General features: G+C 55.8%; 19 protein-coding genes. 6 read left to right on the top strand and 13 right to left on the bottom strand.

What is annotated here, in order from left to right:
• The 5 genes from Q354_RS0113155 to Q354_RS0113135 form a co-directional block, all read right to left on the bottom strand.
• Positions 1–330 carry a hypothetical protein gene (locus Q354_RS0113155; RefSeq protein WP_245601044.1) on the bottom strand — a complete coding sequence of 110 codons (330 nt, stop codon included), beginning with the start codon at positions 328–330 and terminating at the stop codon, positions 1–3.
• Entirely contained in the window at positions 331–1158 is an 828-nt protein-coding gene (locus Q354_RS0113150) for a DUF4198 domain-containing protein (RefSeq protein WP_027858009.1), read from the bottom strand.
• Entirely contained in the window at positions 1155–1664 is a 510-nt protein-coding gene (locus Q354_RS0113145) for a DUF2271 domain-containing protein (protein WP_027858008.1), read from the bottom strand. Before Q354_RS0113145 ends, Q354_RS0113150 begins: the two co-directional genes overlap by 4 nt.
• A 10-nt stretch (positions 1665–1674) precedes the next feature.
• On the bottom strand, positions 1675–2325 hold the full coding sequence (locus Q354_RS0113140; RefSeq protein ID WP_036229754.1) for a PepSY-associated TM helix domain-containing protein: 651 nt from the start codon (positions 2323–2325) through the stop codon (positions 1675–1677).
• A gap of 168 nt (positions 2326–2493) precedes the next feature.
• On the bottom strand, positions 2494–4416 hold the full coding sequence (locus tag Q354_RS0113135; RefSeq protein ID WP_027858006.1) for a TonB-dependent receptor domain-containing protein: 1923 nt from the start codon (positions 4414–4416) through the stop codon (positions 2494–2496).
• 256 nt (positions 4417–4672) lie between these two features.
• Between Q354_RS0113135 and hisA the strand changes: the two genes are divergently transcribed.
• Positions 4673–5431 (top strand): phosphoribosylformimino-5-aminoimidazole carboxamide ribotide isomerase, encoded by a 759-nt coding sequence (gene hisA, locus Q354_RS0113130; RefSeq protein ID WP_027858005.1) that lies wholly within the window; start codon positions 4673–4675, stop codon positions 5429–5431.
• 30 nt (positions 5432–5461) lie between these two features.
• Here the strand turns inward: hisA and Q354_RS0113125 are convergent, their stop codons facing one another.
• The 4 genes from Q354_RS0113125 to Q354_RS29070 all read right to left on the bottom strand — a co-directional run bounded on the left by Q354_RS0113125 (position 5462) and on the right by Q354_RS29070 (position 10367).
• A complete protein-coding gene (locus tag Q354_RS0113125; protein ID WP_027858004.1) occupies positions 5462–6793 on the bottom strand; it encodes an ATP-binding protein in 1332 nt (443 codons plus the stop codon).
• Complete coding sequence (locus Q354_RS0113120; RefSeq protein ID WP_051560114.1) at positions 6790–7509, bottom strand: response regulator transcription factor; 720 nt, start codon at positions 7507–7509, stop codon at positions 6790–6792. Before Q354_RS0113120 ends, Q354_RS0113125 begins: the two co-directional genes overlap by 4 nt.
• Positions 7510–7731: 222 nt before the next feature.
• Complete coding sequence (locus Q354_RS0113115) at positions 7732–9960, bottom strand: NADP-dependent isocitrate dehydrogenase (RefSeq protein WP_027858002.1); 2229 nt, start codon at positions 9958–9960, stop codon at positions 7732–7734.
• A 254-nt stretch (positions 9961–10214) separates the two neighbouring features.
• Positions 10215–10367: a hypothetical protein gene (locus tag Q354_RS29070; protein ID WP_211252257.1), complete on the bottom strand. Its 153-nt coding sequence runs from the start codon at positions 10365–10367 to the stop codon at positions 10215–10217.
• 33 nt (positions 10368–10400) lie between these two features.
• Between Q354_RS29070 and Q354_RS27435 the strand changes: the two genes are divergently transcribed.
• The 5 genes from Q354_RS27435 (at position 10401) to Q354_RS0113090 (ending at position 15738) form a co-directional block, all read left to right on the top strand.
• The gene (locus tag Q354_RS27435; protein ID WP_051560113.1) at positions 10401–12074 is read left to right on the top strand and encodes a hypothetical protein; all 1674 of its coding nucleotides are present in this window, start codon (positions 10401–10403) and stop codon (positions 12072–12074) included.
• A gap of 153 nt (positions 12075–12227) precedes the next feature.
• Complete coding sequence (locus tag Q354_RS25695; RefSeq protein ID WP_036229751.1) at positions 12228–13553, top strand: DUF2157 domain-containing protein; 1326 nt, start codon at positions 12228–12230, stop codon at positions 13551–13553.
• A complete protein-coding gene (locus Q354_RS0113100; protein WP_084332591.1) occupies positions 13543–14106 on the top strand; it encodes a GDYXXLXY domain-containing protein in 564 nt (187 codons plus the stop codon). The genes Q354_RS25695 and Q354_RS0113100 overlap by 11 nt, the downstream gene beginning before the upstream one ends.
• Positions 14107–14217: 111 nt before the next feature.
• Positions 14218–15024: a phytanoyl-CoA dioxygenase family protein gene (locus Q354_RS0113095; RefSeq protein ID WP_027858000.1), complete on the top strand. Its 807-nt coding sequence runs from the start codon at positions 14218–14220 to the stop codon at positions 15022–15024.
• Between the two features lie 66 nt (positions 15025–15090).
• Positions 15091–15738: a P-loop NTPase family protein gene (locus Q354_RS0113090; protein WP_027857999.1), complete on the top strand. Its 648-nt coding sequence runs from the start codon at positions 15091–15093 to the stop codon at positions 15736–15738.
• Positions 15739–15783: 45 nt separating this feature from the next.
• Here the strand turns inward: Q354_RS0113090 and Q354_RS0113085 are convergent, their stop codons facing one another.
• From Q354_RS0113085 to Q354_RS25685, 4 genes are read right to left on the bottom strand one after another with little or no spacing between them, the layout of a single operon-like run.
• A complete protein-coding gene (locus Q354_RS0113085) occupies positions 15784–16167 on the bottom strand; it encodes a DUF1761 domain-containing protein (RefSeq protein WP_027857998.1) in 384 nt (127 codons plus the stop codon).
• A gap of 12 nt (positions 16168–16179) precedes the next feature.
• Positions 16180–19314, bottom strand: coding sequence for an efflux RND transporter permease subunit (locus Q354_RS0113080; protein ID WP_027857997.1), 3135 nt, complete (start codon positions 19312–19314; stop codon positions 16180–16182).
• Positions 19311–20540: an efflux RND transporter periplasmic adaptor subunit gene (locus Q354_RS25690; RefSeq protein ID WP_245601043.1), complete on the bottom strand. Its 1230-nt coding sequence runs from the start codon at positions 20538–20540 to the stop codon at positions 19311–19313. The genes Q354_RS0113080 and Q354_RS25690 overlap by 4 nt, the downstream gene beginning before the upstream one ends.
• Positions 20537–21976: an efflux transporter outer membrane subunit gene (locus Q354_RS25685; RefSeq protein WP_211252256.1), complete on the bottom strand. Its 1440-nt coding sequence runs from the start codon at positions 21974–21976 to the stop codon at positions 20537–20539. Before Q354_RS25685 ends, Q354_RS25690 begins: the two co-directional genes overlap by 4 nt.
• Positions 21977–22360 lie beyond the last annotated feature (384 nt).

Below are 22360 nucleotides of genomic sequence, written 5' to 3'. Positions count from 1 at the left end.
TCAGTCCAGCTCTATATAGTCGACTTCGGCTGGACGGTCATGGCCGGGATTGAAGCTGATGAAGTATTCCGTCTTCGGTATTACGAAGGAAACCTCTGAGTGCTGGTCGGCTTTGGCGCTGAACAGCAGTTCCTCGTCATAGCTGTACAGCCGGATGATCGCGCCCTGTGCCGCAGTACCATCACTGTAGCCTGCCTTGCAGTGGACAAGTTGGGCCTGTTTTGCGCAATCGAGGGTGGGATAGTGTGCCAGCACCTGAGTACTGCTGAGGGACAGCAACAGCATCAGGTTTTTTAGCCAGGTACGGGACGACACAGGGCATTTCATCATTTACTCCGCCATAGCTTCAAAGGTCATAAACAGTACTGCGATCTCTTTATCCGCCCGCTCTGACTGGCTGGGCTGTTCCAGAGAGGCTGTCAGCATGTAGGGGCCGGCAGTTGCAGGGGTGAAGTTGATCAGGCCGTCTTCTTTTGTGATCAGTTTCAGTGACTCGCGATCGTTGCGGTATTTGGTGCCGGAGCGGGTGATCTCGACCTCTGCGCCGGTCACCGGTTTGCCGTCCATCAACAGTTTCATCTCGGCCCCTTCGCCGCTGACGATATCGTTTGGATGGGTCAGCGCTTCCAGCTCAAACCCTTTACCGCTTAAGGTCAGAGCACCACGGCTTGGTGCCTTGCGGGTGACGAAGCTCAGGGACTGGCGGCTAAAGCGGATACTTTCAGCGTCATAGGCGCCTTTGGGAAGCTGGGTCCGGGCTTCGATCTTGTCGAAGAAGCCGCGCTTTTCGGTGCCGCGTTTTCCGATCTTGTAGAAGGTCATCACTCCGGGTTTGCCCTGGATCTTCAGCTTGTAGGTACCTTCCTGTTGCAGTTCGAGATCGAATACGCTGCGTCGCTGGCCTTTGAAGTAGCTGCCGATGCGGCTGCTGTGACCGTCAGGTGAAATGATTTTTAAGTCCTGCAGGCCAATGCCTTTATCAGCTGAGAAGACGGTATGAGAAGCGCTGACATCGACACTGACCCACTCGGCCTTATCGGAGGAGAGGCTGAAGTCTCCCGGCAGCATATAGACCGGGTGAGCCGATACTGTTTGGCTGAGCATTGATGTCGCAAGAATCGTCAGAACTGCGGCGCTGGCGAAGTTGATGGATTTCATTGGGTATCTCCTACCGTAACGGTTACCTGGCCTAACTCCTTTCCGGCAGGCAGGGTGTAACGTTGAGGTGAATTGTTCAGGCTGATTTTCTGTTTATACAAAGTACGGTTACCGTGCTCCCGGGCTGCTTCCAGCGCGATCAGATAGTCGCCTGGCGGTAACATCTCGCCATTGCGGTCACGTCCGTCCCAGCGTAAGCGATATTGCCCCGGCGCACGGGTTGCGCCGGTGGCGGCGTCAATGTCCGTATGGCTATAGCGTCCGGCCTTACGCCACCATCGGCGCAGGTCCTTAAGCCAGTCATCTTCTTTCTTCCAAAGCGCCAGTGTACGTATCGCCTTACCTCCGGACTCGACCCAGACCGCGACGTAAGGGCGTTGGTACTGTCCGTCCTGTTGCTTCGGGATTTCGAGTGCAATCTCGACGCTGTTTGATGCCAGGGCACCTGAACTTGTCAGTGCCGCCAGCAGGGCCAGAATGGCGCGGGAGTTAGAGTCAGATTTCATCAGCTATCCTTTAGGGCGCTAGCGCCAGCCAGTAGCACAGCAGCATCAGCATGCTGCCGACACCGCTGATAGAGAGCAGGCGCGAACGGCGTTTTTTCTGAGGCAGTACCAGCCAGAAACCGGTCAGGGTAAACAGCAGCATCACGGCAGCCGAAAGGTCGATAAACCAACGCCAGATGTCACCGGCATTGCGTCCCATATGCAGATCATTCAATAGCGCTATAGCGCCGTAATCCTGGCTGAATAGCAGCACCTCTGCAGAGGAAGGGGAAAGCTCTGCTGTGCTGTATCCGCCCGGACGCTTGATATCGATCATCAGCATCTGGTCATCCGCATCCCACTCGATACGAAAGTCACTGCCCGGTACCTGGTGCTGCTCGGCGAGCCAATGGCGTACCTGAACGCCCAGAGTGAGGGGGTCCGTCTGCCATAATGTGCTGTTTTGAAACGGCGTTGGCAGTACCAATAAAGTTTCGCTGCTGTTACCCTGGCCCGAGAACCAGTCCCGGTGGTTAAGGGTGATGCCTGTCAGGGTAAAAAACAGCATGATCAGCAGCATCAGCATTGATGAGTAGATGTGCAGAGTACGCATCAGTCTGGGACTGATCAGGTAGGGTCTGGCACGATTTCTTGCCGGTGCTGTGGCTGTGAACGGCTGCATCTTTTACGGTTTACCTGGCTGGATATAGCTCCCCACATCGGTTGCGATCAAGAAGGGGAGCATTGATCAAAAAAGAGTGGGAAGCATTCTCAATAAAACCGGTGAACCGCGACAGCCTCTTTACAATTTTTACATTTGTTTAGGGGCTGCGCGGTAAAAGTCGGTAGCTTAGAAACGGTAAGCTGCTGTCAGACGGAAATCGCGGCCTGCTTCGGGCAGTCCGAGGGTATCCCCCGAGTCGGTGCTGACGCCGTAGCTGCCGTGATCCAGGTACTGCTTGTCAAACAGGTTCTTAACCGTCAGGGTCAGAGACAGATCCGGGTTACCTGTCGGCAACCATTTGGCGTAGACATCACTGACCCCGTAGCCGGCTTTTTCTGCACGGCCGGCGCTGGCTATACTCTCCAACCGCTTGACGAAGCGCCCGGTCCAGCCCAGTTCCAGATCGTACCGTGGTAGCTGGTGGCTAACCTCGGCGGTCAGTGTGTCGCCGATTGAGGTGCCCGCGCCCATATCGCCGTCATCCAGCGGTTTGCCATCGATCTCAGGGCGGATACGGCTGAAGCTCAGGGCTGCAGTCGTCAGCTCCCAGTCGTAGCTGGCGCGGATATCGAAGCCCTTGGTTTTCACATCGCCGCTGTTATCGATTTCCTGACGGGTAACACGGTCGACATAGTCATAGATATGGCCGACAAAGACGGTAGATTTCAGGCCAAAGTTACCTGACTGGTAATCGAAACCGACTTCATAGTTATCGGCAGTCTCTTCCTGCAGGCCGTCGCGGTTTGTCGCCCAGCCAATCATATAGGCTTCTTTGACCTTCTGGCCGCGCAGTGCTTCGGCGTAGCTGGCGTGCAGTTCCAGGTTTTCTGTCAGCTGGTATCGGGCGCCGACATTAGGGCTCAGTCCTTTGGCTTCAAACTCTTTGTTCTCAGTGTCGGTCAGTTCGTAATGATCATAACGGGCACCTGCGGTCAGCAAGAGCTGGTCAGTAGCCTGGTAATGATCCTGAATATAGAGCCCGGCAACCCTGGCTTCGTCATCGCGGGTCGGCGTTTCCGGATTGATGAAGTAGCCACTATCTTCACGGTAGTCGATGCCAGTGACCAGTGTGTGGTCGTCACTGCGCAGGGTATTGCGGATATCAGTCCCGGTGCTCTTAACGCCGGCGCCACTGAAGTCGCCGCTACGGTTTTGTGTCAGGTAGTTATCGGTGTGATAGAGGGTGGCTTCGATATCCAGTGCATCGCCAGCCGGATCAATATCATATTGCAGCGTGGTGGTCTTGCGGTGGCTTTCCTGATCATTCGTCGCGTTCCAGGAGAAAGCACCGAAGTGCGGGCGCAGGTTGCGGGTGCCGTCGTCGTAGCGACGTTCATGGCTGAGGCGCAGAGTCTGATTGTCGGCAACATTACCAACGATCTTGAAGAAGCCGTTGGTCTGGTCAATCTCCGTATTGGCCTGTTCAGTGCCATTACCGCTTTCGAAGTTGTCTGCATCATATCGCACGACCGATGCCATCACGCTGACGTCGTCGCTGAGCCGTCCGAACAGGCTGGTGCTGCCTTTCAGTCCTTGGTTGTTGCTGTGGTAGCCCAGTTTAACCAGGGCGCCGAACTGTTCGTTTTCCTTCAGCAGGTCTTCCGGGTCCTTGGTTTCAAAACGAATAGCGCCTCCCAGCGCACCGGGGCCATCAGTGGCAAGGCCTGCACCTGTCTGTACTTCGACCTGCTTCAATAGTTCAGGTTCGATGGAAACCCTGCCCTGATGGTGAAACAGATAACCCGCCTGCACTGCACCGTCGATAGAGATGTTGAGGTTGGTGTCCTCGATGCCGCGTACATAGATCTTCTGAGCGACCCCCAGCGAGCCGCCCACCGATACCGATGGTTCGCCGCGGAAAATATCTTCAAGATCTGCTGCCTGGTAATTTTCCAGGGTTTCCTGATCGATAAGGCTGTCGACCAGAGCACTGTCGTGACCGACAACCTTAATGGTTTCCTGAGTTTCTGCGGCGGCGCTTAACGACAGGGAGGAGGTGGCCGCAGCGATCGCTATAGACAGCAACTGGCGACGGGGAAGGCTAGACATCTAAAGTACTCCAAAAGAATTAATAACCGTATGGCTAACGGGAATCATTCTCATTAAAATCTGGCCTATCCTAAAGTAGTTTTACAACTTTTACATTTACTCGGTGAACTTTCCTGGTAATGGCCTGAGCCATTAATCCAGTAGCGGGTGAGCCCGGCATTTTGTCTGGATGGGCATCCCGGATATTTCTGCGCCGCCAACAGGGCTTCTGCTACAATAGCGCTCCTGTATTTCTTTGTTTTATATGGAGCTGACGGTGACTTTCTTTCGCCCTTGTATCGACCTGCATCAGGGACAGGTAAAACAAATTGTTGGTGGTAGCCTGAATGATCAGGGGGCTGATACGAATTTTGTCAGCCAGCACGACGCCGGGTATTACGCGTCACTGTATCGCCAGCATAATCTGACCGGCGGTCATGTTATCGCTTTGGGACCGGGTAACCAGCAGGAGGTTCTGAAAGCACTGTCCAGCTGGCCTCAGGGCCTGCAGTTTGGTGGTGGGGTTAACCGTGAAAATGCTGCGGAATACCTTCAGGCAGGCGCATCCCACGTAATCGTAACCTCCTGGTTATTTGAGAATGACCGTTTCAGCTGGGAGCGACTGGAGCAAATCAAGCAGGAAACCGGCGCTGATCGCCTGGTGCTGGACCTCAGTTGCCGTCGTACCGACAATGGCTGGAATATCGCAACTAACCGCTGGCAGACTGTGACCGGGACGGCGGTTGATGCCGGGACTCTGAGTGAGCTGAGCGAGCACTGTGCCGAGTTTCTGATTCATGCGGCCGATGTGGAAGGGTTACAGGGCGGAATCGACCAGGAACTGGTTAAACTGCTTGGCGAATGTTGCACCGTGCCGGTCACCTATGCCGGGGGCGCTCGTTCGCTGGAAGATCTGAAACTGGTTGATCGCCTTTCGGGCGGTAAGGTGGATCTCACTATCGGTAGTGCGCTGGACATCTTTGGTGGCCAGGGGGTGACGCTGCAGGAGTGTATCGACTGGAACGCATCACGCTAGAGTCGCACGCAATCAGCTACCGCACGGATCTCAGCGCGGTAGCTGAATACGCACTTCAAGCCCGCCTGCCGCGACATTGTGGGCGCTGATCTCACCACCCACCGCTTTTATCTGTCGTTCTGACAAGGCCAGCCCCAGGCCGAAACCGCCGTTCTCCCTGTCGCGGGACTTATCGAGCCTGAAAAAGGGTTTAAATATCAGCTTCGTTGCATGCTCGGGTACCCCGGGACCCTGATCCCTGATGGTCAGCAGAAAGTGTTCTGCTGTTTCCGCAATACTGATGCCCAGTCTGCCCCCCGGTGGGGTATGGCGCAGGCCGTTACGCACGATATTTTCAATAGCCTGCCACAACGCCCGCTCGCTGGACTGGCTGACAACGATATCGTCACGCAGAGCTGACTCTATGCGTCGGTCCGGAAACTCAAACCGGGCATCATCTATCACCGCCTCGACCAGTGTGGTCAGGCATACGGATTCCTTACGCAGGCAGGGGGCTTCGTTCTGCAGCCAGGCAATAGTCAGGGTGTCCTCAACCAGCTGGCGCATCAGAACGGCCTCTCGCTGCATACGGCCGCGCTGGCATTGCTGCTCCTGAGCGGAGCAATCGATAGCGAGCTCCAGCCGGGTCAGGGGGGTACGCAGTTCGTGCGACAGATCGCCCAGCAGCTGACGCTGGGTTTCGATCAGGTTGCCGGTGCGCTCTGCCATCCGGTCAAAGGTATCGGCCAGCCGAGTCAGCTCGTCATCCCGGTCACCCAGCGTTGGCCGGGCACGGCTGCTGTAATCGCCTGCGCTGAAACTGCGGGTTGCCTGTTCCAGTTCACGTAGTGGCCGCATCAGGTGGCGATAGATCAGCAGGCTGAGTGTAATAAAGATCAATACCGGCAGGATAAGGTGCAGGAACAGGTGCGTTGCCGGCCACCACTTCCCCGGGCGCATACGTTGAGGTAACTCGATCAGGAAAAGGTTGCTACTGTGTTCAAACGGCACCCGCATCAGCGGGTTATCGTGGTGAAGATGTATCGGCCACTTAAGCTCTCTGCCAGCACCGATCAGGGGACGCAGCTTTGCATCTGGCAAGATGGGGGAGGTCAGTGAAGTGGCGTTAATGCTGACCACCGTGGCGAATACCTGCTCCTCATTCTGCAGCTGCTCCAGCCAGCGCGTCAGGGCCTGGTTGTCAGCGGTTGCGACCAGGTTTTCGGCCTGACTTCGGTAAGCCCTCAGTTCTTCCTGATACTGACTGTCGATATAGCTCATCCGACGTTCGATATAGATACTGAGTTCGTTAATCTGATAGACCAGTACAACACCTACCAGGGAGATGCTCAGGCACAGCCGCCATAACAGTTTCCGGTTCACTGGATTCGATACCCCTGCCCATGAACAGTATTTATATGCTCACCGTTAAAGCCGGCGTTGGTCAGCTTGCGGCGTAGCTTGCTGATATGCATATCGATGCTGCGGTCGTAACGACTGAATGGGCGTCCCATCAGTGACTGGTACAGGACCGGTTTGCTAATGACCTCACCCGGGGTTTCCAGCAATAGCGCCAGCAAACGAAACTCCATCGGGGTCAGAGGTAGTTCCGTTACCCCAACGCTTGCGACTTGACCGGACAGATCCAGCTGCAGGTTCTGGAACCGCAACAATCGCACACTGGCGGCGTTGGCGCGATCGGCACCGGACGGGCGGCGACGCAGGACTGCTTCGATACGCAGTGTCAGCTCGGTCAGGTTAAAGGGCTTGGGCAGGTAGTCATCTGCTCCGCAGCGAAAGCCGCTGATGCGGTCTTCTTCAGCGCCGCAGGCGGTCAGCATAATCACCGGGGTATCGCGCTGACATCTGAGCTGGTTGAGCAGCTCGAAGCCGTCGAGTTTTGGTAGCAATACGTCCAGCAGGATCAGGCTGAAGTGCTGTCCCAGTGCCCGGCTGAGTCCCTTCCTGCCGTCAAAACATTGCTCGGTCTGGTATCCGTGACGCCGGAGTTGAGAGGCTACAAGGTCATTTACCGCCGGGTCATCTTCAATGATCAGAATCGACGGGTCGGGTGTAGGTACGGCTGCTGGATAGTTCACTGGCAGAGTTCAAAGGTCTGAATCTTGAGGTGACGGATTATATAGAATGAATGGTAAATGTAAATCATTACTGTTTGTGGCTTTTGCCAACCAGGAAAGATGTCCCGGGCGAGGCAGGGGGCAGCCGCTTGGGGGCGTGACGAAAAAGCCCGGAAGGCAGAACCTTCCGGGCTTTCTAAGTTTCAGTTGCAGCCGCCGTGCAGCTGCAGGGACTGAAGACTATTACTTCGCAGCAGACAGTGCTTCGTTGAAGGTCGCACTTGGACGCATAACCGCTTTGGTTTTCTCCGGGTCAGCGTGGTAGTAACCGCCGATATCGACAGCTTGACCCTGAGAGGCGTTCAGCTCAGCAACGATTTTTTCTTCATTTTCGGTCAGAGCGCTTGCCAGAGTGGAGAACTTAGCGGCCAGCTCTTTATCTTCAGTCTGAGCGGCAACAGCCTGAGCCCAGTACATCGCCAGATAGAAGTGGCTGCCACGGTTGTCCAGCTCGCCTGTCTTACGGGAAGGGGACTTGTTGTTGTCCAGCAGTTTGCCAGTGGCATCGTCCAGACAAGCCGCCAGGATTTTCGCCTGAGGGTTGTCGTTCTTGATACCCAGTTCTTCCAGAGAGACAGCCAGGGCCAGGAATTCACCCAGGGAATCCCAGCGCAGGTGGTTCTCTTCCACCAGCTGCTGTACGTGCTTAGGTGCAGAACCGCCGGCGCCAGTCTCGTACATACCACCGCCGTTCAGCATTGGTACGATAGACAGCATTTTGGCAGAAGTACCCAGCTCCATGATCGGGAACAGGTCGGTGAGGTAGTCACGCAGTACGTTACCGGTTACGGAGATAGTGTCCTTGCCACGCAGCATGCGCTCCATGGAGAAGCGGATCGCTTCGTTGTAGGACATAATGTGGATCTCAACGCCGTTCAGGTCGTGATCCTGCAGGTACAGCTCAACTTTCTTGCGCAGTTCGTTGTCGTGGGCACGCTCAGCGTCCAGCCAGAAAACAGCTGGTGTGTCGGACTGACGGGCGCGGGTTACACCCAGCTTGACCCAGTCGCGGATAGGCGCGTCTTTGGTCTGACATGCACGCCAGATATCGCCTTTCTCGACGTCGTGGCTCATCAGGACGTTACCTGCAGCGTCAACGACGCGCATAGTACCGTCTTCTGGCAGCTCGTAAGTCTTATCGTGAGAACCGTACTCTTCAGCCTTCTGCGCCATCAGGCCAACGTTTGGCACTGTACCCATAGTCGTAGGGTCGAAAGCACCGTTGGTCTTACAGAAGTTGATCATCTCCTGATAGATACGCGCGTAAGTAGACTCAGGCATTACCGCCTTGGTGTCTTTCAGCTTGCCGTCCTGACCCCACATCTTACCGGAGTTACGGATCATCGCAGGCATGGACGCATCGACGATTACGTCGGATGGTACGTGCAGGTTGGTGATGCCGCGAACGGAATCAACCATTGCCATTTCCGGACGGTTTTCGTAGCAGGCGTGGATATCTTCCAGAATCTGATCCTGCTGAGACTGAGGCAGTGTGCTGATCTTATCCAGTACAGAACCCAGACCGTTGTTCGGGTTAACGCCCAGCTCTTCGAACAGCTCACCGTGCTTATCGAACGCTTCTTTGTAGAACACGCTAACCGCGTGGCCGAATACGATCGGGTGAGAAACCTTCATCATGGTCGCTTTAACGTGCAGGGACCACATAACGCCGGATTCTTTAGCGTCATTCAGGGACTCTTCAAAGAACGCACGCAGGGCTTTGGCGCTCATGAACATAGAGTCCAGAACTTCACCTTTCTCCAGGCTCAGTTCTTTCTTAACTTCTACCTGACCATCTTTGGAAACGAATTCGATGCGGACAGTGCCGGCATCTTCCATTGTGATGGACTGTTCGCTGGAGAAGAAGTCACCGCCACGCATGTAGTCAGCGTGAGAAGTAGAGGACTTGCTCCATGCACCCATAGAGTGTGGGTTTTTGCGTGCGAAGGCTTTTACTGCCTTAGGTGCGCGACGGTCAGAGTTACCCTGACGCAGAACCGGGTTTACAGCACTACCCAGGATCTTGGAGTAACGGGCCTGTACGTCTTTATCTTCATCAGATGCCGGATCTTCCGGGTAATCAGGCACGTCGTAACCCTGAGACTGCAGCTCTGCGATGGCTGCTTTCAGCTGAGGGATAGAAGCACTGATGTTAGGCAGTTTGATGATGTTAGCTTCAGGCTGCAGAGTCAGCTCACCCAGCTCAGCCAGGGTGTCAGTTACTTTCTGCTCGTCGGTCAGCTTTTCGGGGAAGGATGCCAGGATGCGCGCGGCTACAGAAATATCGCTGATTGCGACATTGATGCCTGCAGCTTTAGTAAAGGTTTTGACGATTGGAAGCAGCGAGGCAGTTGCCAGTGCTGGTGCTTCGTCGGTCAGAGTATAGACAATAGTTGGCGTATTAGTCGTCATTTTATCCCCTGTTTTTCCGGCTTTATATAGCCAAAGGCCCGGTAAAAAAGGCGACTTGTGGTTGCCTTGTCAAGGTTACCTGATCCTTTGGATTATTATGTTGCGGCGGGATTATACGCTATAACCGACCTCATACTGAAGTATGGGCTGACGGATGGTATTGAATTATCGACTAAAAGCTAAGTTATCGGTTGTCTGGTCTGACCGTCAGGGCGGTAATCAGGCGCACCTATCGTCACACCTTCTCGCGACGGTCAGCCCTCCGCCAGCGCCTGAATAACAGGGCTTTTCTGCCTGCAACGACTGCCCGGTAATTTTGTTATTAAAACTTTCATCACCGGTGCCGATAGCGTCTTTATCAATAACGGCCCCAGGGATGCTGCAAAGTCGTTGTTTGCTAGAAACATGCGCGTAATTCCAGGCAGGGCAAGGAGGCGGGGTTGAAGATTTCCAGTTCAGAAGTGGCATTTAACAGTCAGCATCAGAAAGAGTCCCGACACGAGTATCGCGAACTGCGCGCGGAGCAACGGCAGCCCTGGGCCCTGAGTGCGAATGAACGCCTGGTGGCACGGGGCAGCCAGGTCGACATCTCCTATGATGGACGGGTGCGTTCCGAAAAGTCCGATGCGGTGCGCAGCAGTTCGGTTGTGACTGATGGGGATCGGGTCCGCAGGCTGCAACAGAACCATAATGTCAGCGAAATAGTTTCCGGTGTCCTGAAGCGTGATGTCAGCGTCAGGGATCTGCAGATCCCTGAGCCGGTCGCAGCGCAGGTTCGTCCTCGGGCGCCGTCAGTGCAGGCACTGACCTACGAATCGATACAGTCACTGGATGCGCTGATTATCAGCACCCTGACTGGTGAAGAGCCGGTGGGTACCCCTCTTAATATCGCCGCTGCAGAGAGCAGTGAATTGCAGGTTGGCGCTGAAATGCCGGCGATCCTCCAGGCAGAGCAGACACAGGTCAATATTCAGCAATACCATCATTTCAAAGAGGAAGAGCGCTTACAGGTTGCCAGCCAGGGCCGCATTACCACGGCCGATGGCCGTGAGATCAACTTTATGCTCGAACTCGAAATGAACCGTTCATTCGAGCTGGAGGAGACATTGGAGCAGGAGCGCCTCTCCCGCGCGATGATCGATCCGCTGGTGATCAATCTCAGTGGTGGCACTGCAGGCCTTACCAGTTCCAGTTTCAGCTTTGATCTGGATGCAGATGGCTCAAATGAAGATATTTCGTTTGTCACTGAAGGCAGCGGGTTCCTGGCTCTGGATATCAATGAGGATGGTCAGATTAACGATGGCTCTGAGCTGTTTGGTACCCAGGGTACCGAAGGTTTTGCCCATCTGGCCCGTTACGACAGCGACGGCAATCGCTGGATCGATGAGAACGATGAGGTCTTTTCGAAGCTGAAAGTCTGGACCCGGGACGAGAACGGTCAGGATAAGCTCCTGAGCCTCAAAGAAGCCGGTGTGGGCGCGATTCACCTTGGTTCTACGTCATCCAGCTTTGATCTGACAGACAGCAACAACAACCTGCTGGGTCAGGTGAAGCGCAGCGGCGTCTTCCTGATGGAAAGCGGCACCGTTGCCAGTATTCAGGAGCTTGATCTTGCGGTGCATGGCGACAGCAGCAGTGCCGGGGAGCAGGGGCGCCAGGCCGGGACATTCGTGTTGGGCGCAGAGTTTGACGCTGCGGTGAATAATACGAATAGCGCCAGAGGTGGATTAGACGCCAGCGCCGACCGACCGGGTTTTATTGAACTGATGCTACCGCCGCTTAAATCACCTGGCGGGCAGGAACGAAAGCAGTCTCTGGAGGAGTTGCTGGAGGAGCAGTCAGAGACCCGGAGCCAGATATCCAGTAATGATACAGGGGCTATTGATGAAGAGGAGCCGGAAGGCGACTCCGTCCGTGTGCTGCATATCGACCAGAGCGTACTCGATGTCATGGGACGCCTGCGTGAGAAGACCGTAGTGCAGAAAGAGGAGGAGGGTGAGCAGCTTAGCCAGATGAAGGTGATCATCGAGAACCTGGAGCAACAGCGCGAGCAGCATCAGGATGAGGTAAAAGTCGATTCAACCGGCCAGACCGCAGAGTCTGAGCAGCTGTAAGCAATCAGGCGGCTATATTGCTAACACCCGTTAGCCTGCGGTATTGAAATACAATACCGCAGGTGTCTGCTATTCGCTCTTTAGTGGTTTTGGATGACACCCCAGAGGCTTTGTTTCAGGCTGCTATCTGTTTTCTAATCTGAGGCATTCGATGTGCGTCTTTTTCGCCTGTTTAAACGAGATCTTGCACAGGAAGTTTCCGGCTGGGTCGAACAGGGATTAATTTCCCGCGATCAGGGACTGTCAATCTGTCAGTTGTATGGGGCTGATCTGGATGGTCGCCGCAATCATTCCGCCGGCTATTTGATCCTTATCACCCTGGGATATCTGTTTATTGGTCTGGCACTGATCACCCTGATTGGCGCCAACTGGGAAGATATTCCCCGCGCCGTGCGAATGGGCGGGCTGGTGGTTCTAACCCTGACGACTCAGGGCTATGCGCTGTACAGCTATACCCGGGCACCGCCGGGAGGCGGCTTGAAGGTAACTGGCCTGTTCTTGCTGGGAAACCTGTTCTATGGCGCATCCATTATCCTGATCGCCCAGATCTACCATCTGGGAGAACATATGCCGGACGGGATCTTCTGGTGGGCGTTGGGAAGCCTGCCTTTCGGTGTCTTGCTCAGGGACGCCTGGCTGATGCTGTTCAGCCTGTTGCTGGCATTTATCTGGTTCTTCGTTGAATTTAACCTTGGCTTTTTCCCGACGCTGTTTCCGCTGTTTCTTGTCGCGGCGGTCTATGTGCTGGTGCGCGGCGGCGAAAGTAAGCTGTTGTTTCTGTCTGCGGTTTTGGCGTGCTTCGTCTGGATTGAGGGACTGCTTTCCCAGCTGTGGCAGGAGAGGGGCTATGGTTTCAGCTTTTCGGAGGAGCATTTTGTCGTCACCGTTGCCCTGTTTATCCTCGCGTACGCCTGCAGCCACTGGCTGAGCCTGCGGAAAGATCACGCCTATCGGGATTACGGTGTGGTGCTGTCACTCTGGTCTATGCGCTTTGCTATGCTGGTGATGTTCGTGCTGAGTTTTGAGGAACCCTGGCGTGAGCTGATTCGGACCGGCTGGCACCATGCGCCGTCAATGTGGGGGCTGGTTGGAATAATCTGTTGTATGGCGGTTGCCATTGCGGCGCGGTGTCAGCGCTGGCGGCAGACGACGGCGCTGAGCTTGTTCAGCATCCTGTCGGTAGCCCTGTTGCAGGCCACTGATCAGCGTAGTGATGCGGTATTGTTTCAGATCGGCTTCAATATCGCGCTGGTGTGCTGGGGTATCTATCTGATCCTGCGCGGCATACAGCAGGGATCGTCACACTACTTCTTCCTCGGTGTGGTGGCCGTGTTGTTAACCGCCTTTATCCGCTACATCGACCTGATCGGTGATTACGTCGGTGCCGCCATCATGTTTATGGTGCTGGCCGCGCTGTTACTGGGTGCCGCAAAATACTGGAAGCATCAGCAACGCGGAGGCGTTTCACATGAAAACTGATCATTGTGCAGGCTCTGTGGCTGGCCGCCGCTTTACGCTATCACCTGTACTGACAGGCGCAATTCTGGCGGCGATACTGATTCAGCTTCTGGTACTGTCTGGGATGTTGGTAAAAGCAAACTGGCCGCTGTATACAGGCACTGAAGTAAAGGTCAGGACGGTACCTGTCGATCCGCGTTCACTGTTTCGTGGCAACTATGCCCGGCTTAATTACGCCTTCTCCCGCCTGACTAAAGAGCAACTGGCCCTTTCCGAGCAGCAACTGGCCGGATTAAGGGAGGGGGAGATTGTCTACCTGACACTGGTGCCTTCGGCAAGCGGCCTTTACCAGGCCGGAGCTGCCTACCTGAAACCACCCGGGGAAGGAATCTATCTCAGGGGGCGGCTGCAGAACAGGCAGCCTCCCTACCGTGTCCTGTATGGCATTGAAGCCTGGTTTGCACCGCGCCAGGATGCACTGGCGCTGGAGAAGGAGTTACGAGACGGTGGTGTCGCCGTTTTAATGGTGACCGACGGCGGGCGAGGGGCGCTAAAAGCGGTAGCCGGAGAGTAGTTATTATGGTTGGTATTTAAACAGTTGTTTGCCGATTTATCTTGTTGCTACGAAATATGGCCTATATTCTGATCTGAAAATAAGAAAAACTGATCAGGGAAGTTTCTGACAATGGGATTTATCGCAAACGACTCGATTACCGGGTTTATGCTGAAAAAACTCGACTACAAACTTAAATGCAGACTGACTAAGCATCAGGTTCAGCCGGAGAACCGCAACGCCCTGTCAACCTTACAGCGAGACGGCTGTATTGTGTTTCCGCAGTATTTCAGCGATCAGCAGCTGGATTCGTTTGAGGCAGGTATCGCAGCGGCCAAAGCCCGCGAGTCCGCCGACACCATCAAGAACGGTCATATCGATACCGGTATTTCGCGTATCTTTGATCTTACGGAGGTGGCCCCCGCGACCAATGCCATCTTTTCTGATCCGATGGTTGTGGATCTGATAAAGGGCTACTGTTCCAGCGAATGCCGGCTATTGAAGACCTTTTACGAAGAAAAGACCGAGATTGGTGTTCCCTCCCAGTCGAACAACACCCACTTTGATGACTGGCGTCATCGGGTGAAAGTCTGGGTCTATCTCACCGATGTCACCGAGCAGCAGGCGCCGACCACGATTTTTCTGGGGAGCCATAAAGATCACTGGTGGCGGCTCTGGCATGAGTACAACTACTATCTGCACTTTCGTACGGACGAAAATAACCAATATACCCCGTTAACTGATTATTCCGGTATGTTCTGGCCACACGAAGTGGAGACCATCAGAAAGCGCTGGCACTACCGTGAACAGGCGATCACGGGCAAGCGCGGCACTATGTTTATCTTCGACTCCCGGGCGTTGCATCGTTCTACCGTGCTGCAGCAAGGTGAGCGAAAGATTATCACCGGCTATTACACCTTCAATGGGTTAGGCTTATAGGCGCTGGACTATTAGGCACTGAACTATGATCGCTAGACGGCTCCCACATCAGCTTCGGGTACAGCTATGCAGTTATTGTTTATCGAAGGCGTACCCGGCAGTGGTAAGTCGACTCTGGCAGAACTGATCTGCCGCCAGGCTCAGGTGCACGGCATGGATGCCGAGTGGTATCTGGAGGAGATGAAGGATCACCCGGTGCATCCCTATGCGTTGCGCGCCGCCAAGTCGCAGAGTGACTTTCCCGAACACTGCCTGCGCAGCTGGCAACAGTTCCTGCATGAGTGTGGCGACAGAGAAGGTCTGCGGATTCTTGAGGGCAGTATGTTCCAGAGTTCGGTGCGCTTTATGCTAGAGCGGGGGCATGCCGTCCGGATCGACAGCTATTTCCGGGACTTCCTCGCGCTAATGCGTGAATTCGATGTGCGGATGATCTATATCAGGCCGAGGGAGATTGCCAGCCATATCGACTGGATCGCATCGGTTCGTGGCCCGGTGTGGGACGATAAGGTGACGGCTTATCTTGAACGCACCAGTTATTGTGTCCGGCAGGGGCTGGAAGGGCGGCAGTGCATGCACGGGTTCTGGGGCGATTACGCAGAGCTGTGTGATGGACTGATCAGCCAGATACAGATGCCCTGCCTGCAGCTGGACACGTCTCCGGGCGACTGGGATGGGGTACTGCATGCTTCGCTGGAGTTTGCTTCGCTCAGCTAGCCTCGCCCCTGCAGTCTGGCCGTCAATAGCTGCAGAATGCCAGCGCTATAGCAGCGCCAGCACCACACCCATCACCATAAAGCGTCCGATCTGGAAGCCGCCATCAATCAGCCAGAGACGGGTACCCCTGTCCGCAAACTGGTAGTTAATCCCCATGCTGGCCATCACCAGCCCGGCACCCAGTAACAGGGACGTGGTCAGGGCATCCGCCAGTGAAGGCGAGGGGCCAAGCAGTGCCGCCAGAACCAGTGCTGAAACGATGGTCATGACAAAAGAGATACCGAATACCTGCGGCGGGGGCTTATGGTCTTCCAGCTCAGCTGCCTTGATCCACATCGGCAGAAAGGTCAGTGGGGAATACCAGAGTGCGCCGAAGACAAAGGCTGCGATTGCGGCAGCCACGGCGGAGAATACATTTAGATCTTCCATACATCACCTCAATTATCCCTGGACAGGTTGCTCTGATGCCGGGGTTCTGCCGATCCCCAGCGATCGTTTGATATCTTCAAGGATCATAAAGTTCACAGGTACCATCAAAAGAGTAATCAGGGTGGCAAAAATGATGCCGAAGCCCAGCGAAACCGCCATCGGAATCAGGAACTGAGCCTGGGTGGCCTTCTCAAACAGCAGCGGCATCAGGCCGATAAAAGTGGTCATCGAGGTCAGCATCACCGGTCGGAAACGCACCACGCCGGCTTGCAGCACGGCTTCGAGCGTTGCTGCGTGCGGATCGTGCAGGCTGAGGGCTGCCCGTTTGCGATTGACGAAGTCAACCAGCACCAGACTGTCGTTAACCACAATACCCACCAGTGCCAGCAGGCCCAGCACGCTCATGATGGTAAGGTTCATCCCCATCAGCCAGTGGCCGAGTATCGCGCCGATCGCGCCGAAAGGAATCACAGACATGACGATCAGTGGCTGCAGGTAAGAGCGGAACGGAATCGCCAGCAGGCTGTATATAGTGAACAGTACAACGCCGAGGCCGATAGCCAGTGACTGGAAGGAGTCGCGCTGTTCGCGGGCTTCGCCCTCCAGGCGGTAATCTGCGCCCGGATACTGCAGCACCAGTGCCTGCATAAACTGGTCGATATCCCGTTGCAGCACTGTAGCGTTCACGTTTTCCTTTTCCAGATCGGCGGTGACGCTGACGGTACGATACTCATCAACCCGGTAGATACTGGCGGCGCTCTTGCCGGGCACCAGTTGTGCGACATCGGCCAGCGGGACCTGGCCTTCTCGGGTGGTGATCAGTATCTGCTGCAGGCTGGCGACCGACTGGCGTTCATTACGAGGCAGGCGAACCATCACCCGGATATCATCCCGGCCACGCTGCACCCGCTGTACCTCGATGCCGAAAAAGTGTTGCCTGACCTGACGGATCACATCATTTCGTGTCAGACCCAGGGTGTGGGCCTGCTCCGTCAGTTCGACCTGGAGCTCTTCCTTGCCGTCGGACAGGTTATCGCTGATATCGAAAACGCCGGGATAGGTGGCGAGTTGCGCCCGCACCTTGGCGGCGATCGCTTCGAGGTCATCAACATTGCCGGAGCTGAGCTGAATGTCGACCGGGTCACTGCTGCGGCCGATCTCTGCGCGGAAGATCAGGCTCTCTGTACCGGGGATCGGGCCGATCAGCTCGCGCCATTCCCTGACCAGTCTGGAGGTGGTAAGTGTGCTGTCGCGCTCTTCGGAGGGCAGTAATTCAAACCGCACCCGACCCTGTTCGGCACCACCACCGCGGGCACCGGTGGTGGAAAGTATGTTCATAATGGCGCTGTTGCCGTCTTCGTCGCGATAGCGATCCTGCAAGACACCTGCAGCCTCGACCATACGTACTATATGGCGGTCGGTGACGTTAAATGGTGTACCTGCGGGCATGGTCAGGGTGGCGCGCGCCGTTTCGCTCTGAACCCGCGGGAAAAAGATAAAGCGGGTCCAGCCACTGATCACCATCGTCAGGATCAGAATGAAAATACCGCTAAACAGCGCCAGCGTACTGTAGCGGTGACGGATGCTGAATCGCAGAAGGGGCTGATAGTAGCGCAGCACAATGCGCTCGAAACCATCGGCAAAGCTCTGTTGCATGCGGGAAAGTACATTGTTGCGCGGCTTTTCCGTACGCAGCCTTATATGCTTCAGGTGGGCTGGCAGGATGAATTTGGATTCGATCAGCGAAAACAGCAGTACCGGAATCACGATGGCCGGAATCTGGGCGAACAGCGCGGCCCGGCCGCCGTCCATAAAGTAGATTGGCATAAAGGCCGCTACCGTGGTCAGAACGCCAAAGGTAACGGGTACAGCGACCTCCTGGGTGCCCGAAATCGCGGCCTGCAATCCCGACTCGGCATTCTGCATATGGCGGTAGACATTCTCGCCGGTGACAATGGCATCATCCACCACAATCCCCAACACCAGAATAAAGCCAAACAGGCTGATGATATTGAGTGTGACGCCCAGCACAGGCATCAGCAGGAAGGCTCCCATGAAACTCATCGGGATGCCGATAAATACCCAGATAGCGATCGAAGGGCGCAGAAACAGCGTCAGCAACATCAGTACCAGCGCGCCGCCCTGAAGCGCATTGCTGGTCAGGGTCTTGATACGCTTTTTGACGATATCGGAGTCATCGTCCCAGTAAGAGAGGTGAATCCCCTGTGGCAGGAGAGGCTGGGTGCGGTCGATATAGCCTTTGATAGCATCGGCTACGCTGATGGCGCTCTGGTCGCCCACCCGGTAGACCTCGATCATGGCTGCAGGCAGGCCATTAAAGCGGGTGCGCAGGGCCGTCTCTTCAAAGCCATCGGTGACCTTAGCGATATCACGCAACTGAACGATGCTGCCATCGGCATTGGATTTGATGGTGATACGTTCAAACTGATCGCGATGGTAGGCCTGGCCGCGCGAGCGGATCAGGATATCACCGCCTTTGCTGCGAATATTACCGGCAGAGAGATCGAGTGAGCTGTTTTCGATCCGCTCGGCGATATCCTGCAGGGTCAGGCCGAAGTCCCGCAGTTTGTCCTGTTTTACCTCCACCGAGATTTCAAAGTCACGCACGCCGTCGAGTTCGACCTGGGTGACGCCGGGCAGCCTGAGCAGGTCATCACGGATCTTTGCCGCAAAACCGCTCAGTTCCAGTTCGGAAAGGTCCCCTGCGACAGCGACCGAAATAACTTCGCGTTTATAACTGGCGAGCGTGATAACCGGGCGCTCCGCCTCGATTGGGAACGTGCTGATCTCATCAACCCGGGCCTTGACGTCCAGCAGCAATTCACGCGGATCGTAACCCTCGTTAACCTCGATCCAGACTGTGGCGCTGCCCTCGACTGAGCGGCTGGTAATTTCCTCAATTCCCTCCAGGTCTGAAACGGCCTGTTCGATACGTATCGAAAGGCTTTTTTCGCTGTCTTCAGGGGTTGCTCCCCTGAGTGAGACCGAAACGCTGATAGTGTCTGATTCAAAGTCCGGAAATACCTCCAGCGGGATGCGGTAACCGAGTGAAATCAGGCCGGCAATCAGTATGCTGAGCATCAGCAGGTTGGCGGCGACATGGTTGCGGGCAAACCAGGCGATCATGGCTTTTCTCCGCTGTCAGTTGCCGGTGTGGTGGTCGGCGGGACAGGGTGCTGGGCGATGCTGGTGTCAGCGCTGTCGCCTTCACTGATCCTGACTGCTGTGCCGGATATGACCTGGCCGAGGGCGGTCAGTACCAGTTGGTCGCCGTCCTTCAGACCTTTGCTGACGATAGCTTCTTCGCCGTTCTGCCACTCAATCGTGATCTCGGTGCGGCGAAGCAGGTTGTCCTCTACCCGGTAGATATAGGAGCCCTGATAGATCGCCCGGTTGGGAATGACGATGGCCTGATCCAGCGTGCGCCCGGCAATTCGTGCGGTAACGTACTGCCCGACCTTCAGCGGTGCCCGGCCTGCGGCTTTCTCGCCATAGGGATCATCGATCTGCGCGACCACGTAGAGCTGGCGGCTGCTGTCATCGATCGCGCCCTCGGTCTGGACGATCTGTCCCTGCCAGTGTTCGGTGCCGACCAGTTCGGAGGTGATAGTGACGTCGGGCAGTGGCTGTTGATGGTTGGTTTCGAAACGGTAGCGCTCCGGCAGATCGATAAACTGCAGGTCGCGGTTTTGCAGTGGCAGCCGCACCTCCACGTAATCAACGGCATAGATCGACGCCAGAGTGCTGTTGCTGGAGACCACCTGACCAATATCGACGTTCTTTTCCAGTATGCGGCCGGTGTAGGGCGCGCGAATGCGGGTGCGGCTCAGGTTTAGTCGGGCAATATCCCGGGCTGCCCTGGCGGAGGATACTTCAGCCCGGGCTGTATTCAGCTGTGGCTGGCGCAGCACCAGTGCCGGCGCTTTCTCCTTATTGCCCAGTCGCTTCCAGTCGGCCGCAGCCTGCCGGCTCTGGGCTTTCTCCTCTTCCAGCTTCTGGCGGGCGCTTTGCAGCGCGGCTTCGGCGCTGGCTGCCTCGGCTCGGTAGTTGCGGTCATCGATTTTCAGCAGTAGCTCATCCTTTTCGAAGAAGCTGCCGTTGCGGAAATCAGGGTTGATCCAGACGACTTCGCCGGACACCTGGGGTAGCAGCGGGCTTTGGGTGCGGGGGCGGATCTTGCCGTAACTGTTCAGAATAACCTGATAGGGTGCCGCGCTGACGGTCATTACTTCGACATTAACAACCGGCGCCTGAACCTGGCGGCGCTGTTTGGCCTTGGGTGGGTTTTGGTAGAGCTGGTAGGCCACTGCTGCGAACAGAATCAGGATAAGGGCCGGGATTAACTTCTTCATAATGTGCTGTCTGTCACCTGCTGCTGGGTTTTTTCTGGCTGATCGGCCCTGTTGTCGGCGATTTTAAGGTCGCCCCTGTAACTGCCGCCAAGGGCGCGGTACAAAATGACGCGGTTTTGCAGCAGTTGTTTACGTACCTCAATCACGTTGGTCTGGGCGTCGAAGGCGCGGCGCTGGGCTTCCAGCACGGTGGTGTAGTTAACGATTCCGCGGGCATATTGCTCAAAGGCCAGTACTTCTGCGGCGGTGGCGTTCGCCTGCGCTTCCAGGTAGAAACTGTATTGCTGCTTCAATGCGCTGCGGTTGCTTAACGCATTTTCCACTTCGCTGAACTGTGCAAACAGCTGATCGAGATATTGCTGCTCAAGCTCCCGGCGCACCGCAAGCTGGCGGTTCTGTCGCGCCTCAAGGTCTCCGGCATCAAACAGGGTCTGGCTCAGCGACAGGCCGACAGACCACACCAGGTTGCCCCGGCTGACCAGGTCTGAGAGTTGTTCGCTGCGCTGCCCTGTGGAACTGCTCAGGCTGAGGGAAGGGAAGCGATCGCGATGGGCCTGGGCTAATGCCGCATCGGCCGCCAGCAGTTCGAGCCAGCGTTGCTGGATTAAGGGGTGTCTGCTGACCAGTTCGGCAGGGAGGCCCGCGGCGGGTTCGGCATCAATCAGCGGCAGGCGGGCCGGGGCCTGCAGCTGCGCGGCAGGGTAACGTCCCAGTAACCGTTCCAGTTCCCGGCCGGTCCGTTGTACGCGCTGGTGCTGTTCGCTGATGCGGGCATCTTCGGAGCGCACATCGTTGCGCGCCAGATAGACATCGAGTGAGTCGTTCAGGCCCTGCCGATAGCGGGATTCGATCAGTTCCAGGTTCTGTTGCAGGTTAAGCCGTCGCTGCACATATAGGTTCAGCAGCATCTGGGCGGACTGAAGCTCAAACCAGCGATCGCTGATATCGGCTGCCAGCTGTTGCTGGTTATTATCATATTCGGCGACACGGGCACCCAGGTTAAGGCTTGCCTCTTGCTCAGCCGCACCCAGTTTGCCCCAGATATCAGGTTCCCACTCAAGCTTGAGATCGGCGCTGCTGTCGTTGCCGATATCACCCGAAGAGGAGCGGCTGCGCCCGGTATCGATTGACAGATCCAGTGTCGGGTAGCGCGCCGCGGCCGCACTGGTTACGGCCTCTCCGGCCTGGGCAATGCGCTGTGCTGAAGCTTTCAGGGCAAAGTTGTTCTCCATCGCTTCCTTAATCAGCGCCGACAGCTGGGGATCGTCAAAGCTGTCGATCCATCCCTTTGGGGCCTGGCTGCCGTCATGCCTGAAGTGCCAGTTGTCTGGCAGGGTAGGTTGGGGGTTGAGTGCCGGTGGTGCCGAAGCGCAGCCTGACAGTATGCCAAGCAATGCCAGAAAGGAGAGTGATCTGTTCAGTGCTGTCCGATGCACGGAGGACCTCATAGGAGCTGTCTTATTTAAGGATCATTATTGTGGTGGCTGATACTAGTAGCCGACGGCAGAAGCTGCAGCCGGTTTTACATAACTTTACAACCTGCATTAGCTGCCGCCCGAACATTGGCTTCTGAGCTTATGACTACAAGGAGGCGGCAAAGTGCCTGAAGGCAGCCCGGAATGCGCCGTTGGCGTTGCTCCAAGGGCCGGATGGGATGCCTGATCAGGAGTTTAAAGGTACTAAAAGATACGTAATATGTATCATTTGGTAGCTGGTAGCTGTGATCTCCGTGCCTGCGACTTTATGTCTCTCTGCATCTGTTTCATTAAGTGATGCAATAGCAGATTCTGATAGTAGGATGCGCTAAGCGGGGGTAATGC

Source organism: Marinobacterium jannaschii DSM 6295 (assembly GCF_000620085.1).
Taxonomy (GTDB): domain Bacteria; phylum Pseudomonadota; class Gammaproteobacteria; order Pseudomonadales; family Balneatricaceae; genus Pontibacterium; species Pontibacterium jannaschii.
This window is presented reverse-complemented; position numbering and strand designations above follow the sequence as displayed.

Coding starts and splice junctions, on each gene's coding strand:
- Q354_RS0113085 (WP_027857998.1), bottom strand. CDS start 16,167: ATGGAAGATCTAAATGTATTCTCCGCCGTGGCTGCCGCAATCGCAGCC.
- Q354_RS0113090 (WP_027857999.1), top strand. CDS start 15,091: ATGCAGTTATTGTTTATCGAAGGCGTACCCGGCAGTGGTAAGTCGACT.
- Q354_RS0113080 (WP_027857997.1), bottom strand. CDS start 19,314: ATGATCGCCTGGTTTGCCCGCAACCATGTCGCCGCCAACCTGCTGATG.
- Q354_RS0113140 (WP_036229754.1), bottom strand. CDS start 2,325: ATGCAGCCGTTCACAGCCACAGCACCGGCAAGAAATCGTGCCAGACCC.
- Q354_RS25690 (WP_245601043.1), bottom strand. CDS start 20,540: ATGAAGAAGTTAATCCCGGCCCTTATCCTGATTCTGTTCGCAGCAGTG.
- Q354_RS0113135 (WP_027858006.1), bottom strand. CDS start 4,416: ATGTCTAGCCTTCCCCGTCGCCAGTTGCTGTCTATAGCGATCGCTGCG.
- Q354_RS0113155 (WP_245601044.1), bottom strand. CDS start 330: ATGATGAAATGCCCTGTGTCGTCCCGTACCTGGCTAAAAAACCTGATG.
- Q354_RS0113095 (WP_027858000.1), top strand. CDS start 14,218: ATGGGATTTATCGCAAACGACTCGATTACCGGGTTTATGCTGAAAAAA.
- Q354_RS29070 (WP_211252257.1), bottom strand. CDS start 10,367: ATGTTTCTAGCAAACAACGACTTTGCAGCATCCCTGGGGCCGTTATTG.
- Q354_RS0113150 (WP_027858009.1), bottom strand. CDS start 1,158: ATGAAATCCATCAACTTCGCCAGCGCCGCAGTTCTGACGATTCTTGCG.
- Q354_RS0113145 (WP_027858008.1), bottom strand. CDS start 1,664: ATGAAATCTGACTCTAACTCCCGCGCCATTCTGGCCCTGCTGGCGGCA.
- Q354_RS0113115 (WP_027858002.1), bottom strand. CDS start 9,960: ATGACGACTAATACGCCAACTATTGTCTATACTCTGACCGACGAAGCA.
- Q354_RS0113100 (WP_084332591.1), top strand. CDS start 13,543: ATGAAAACTGATCATTGTGCAGGCTCTGTGGCTGGCCGCCGCTTTACG.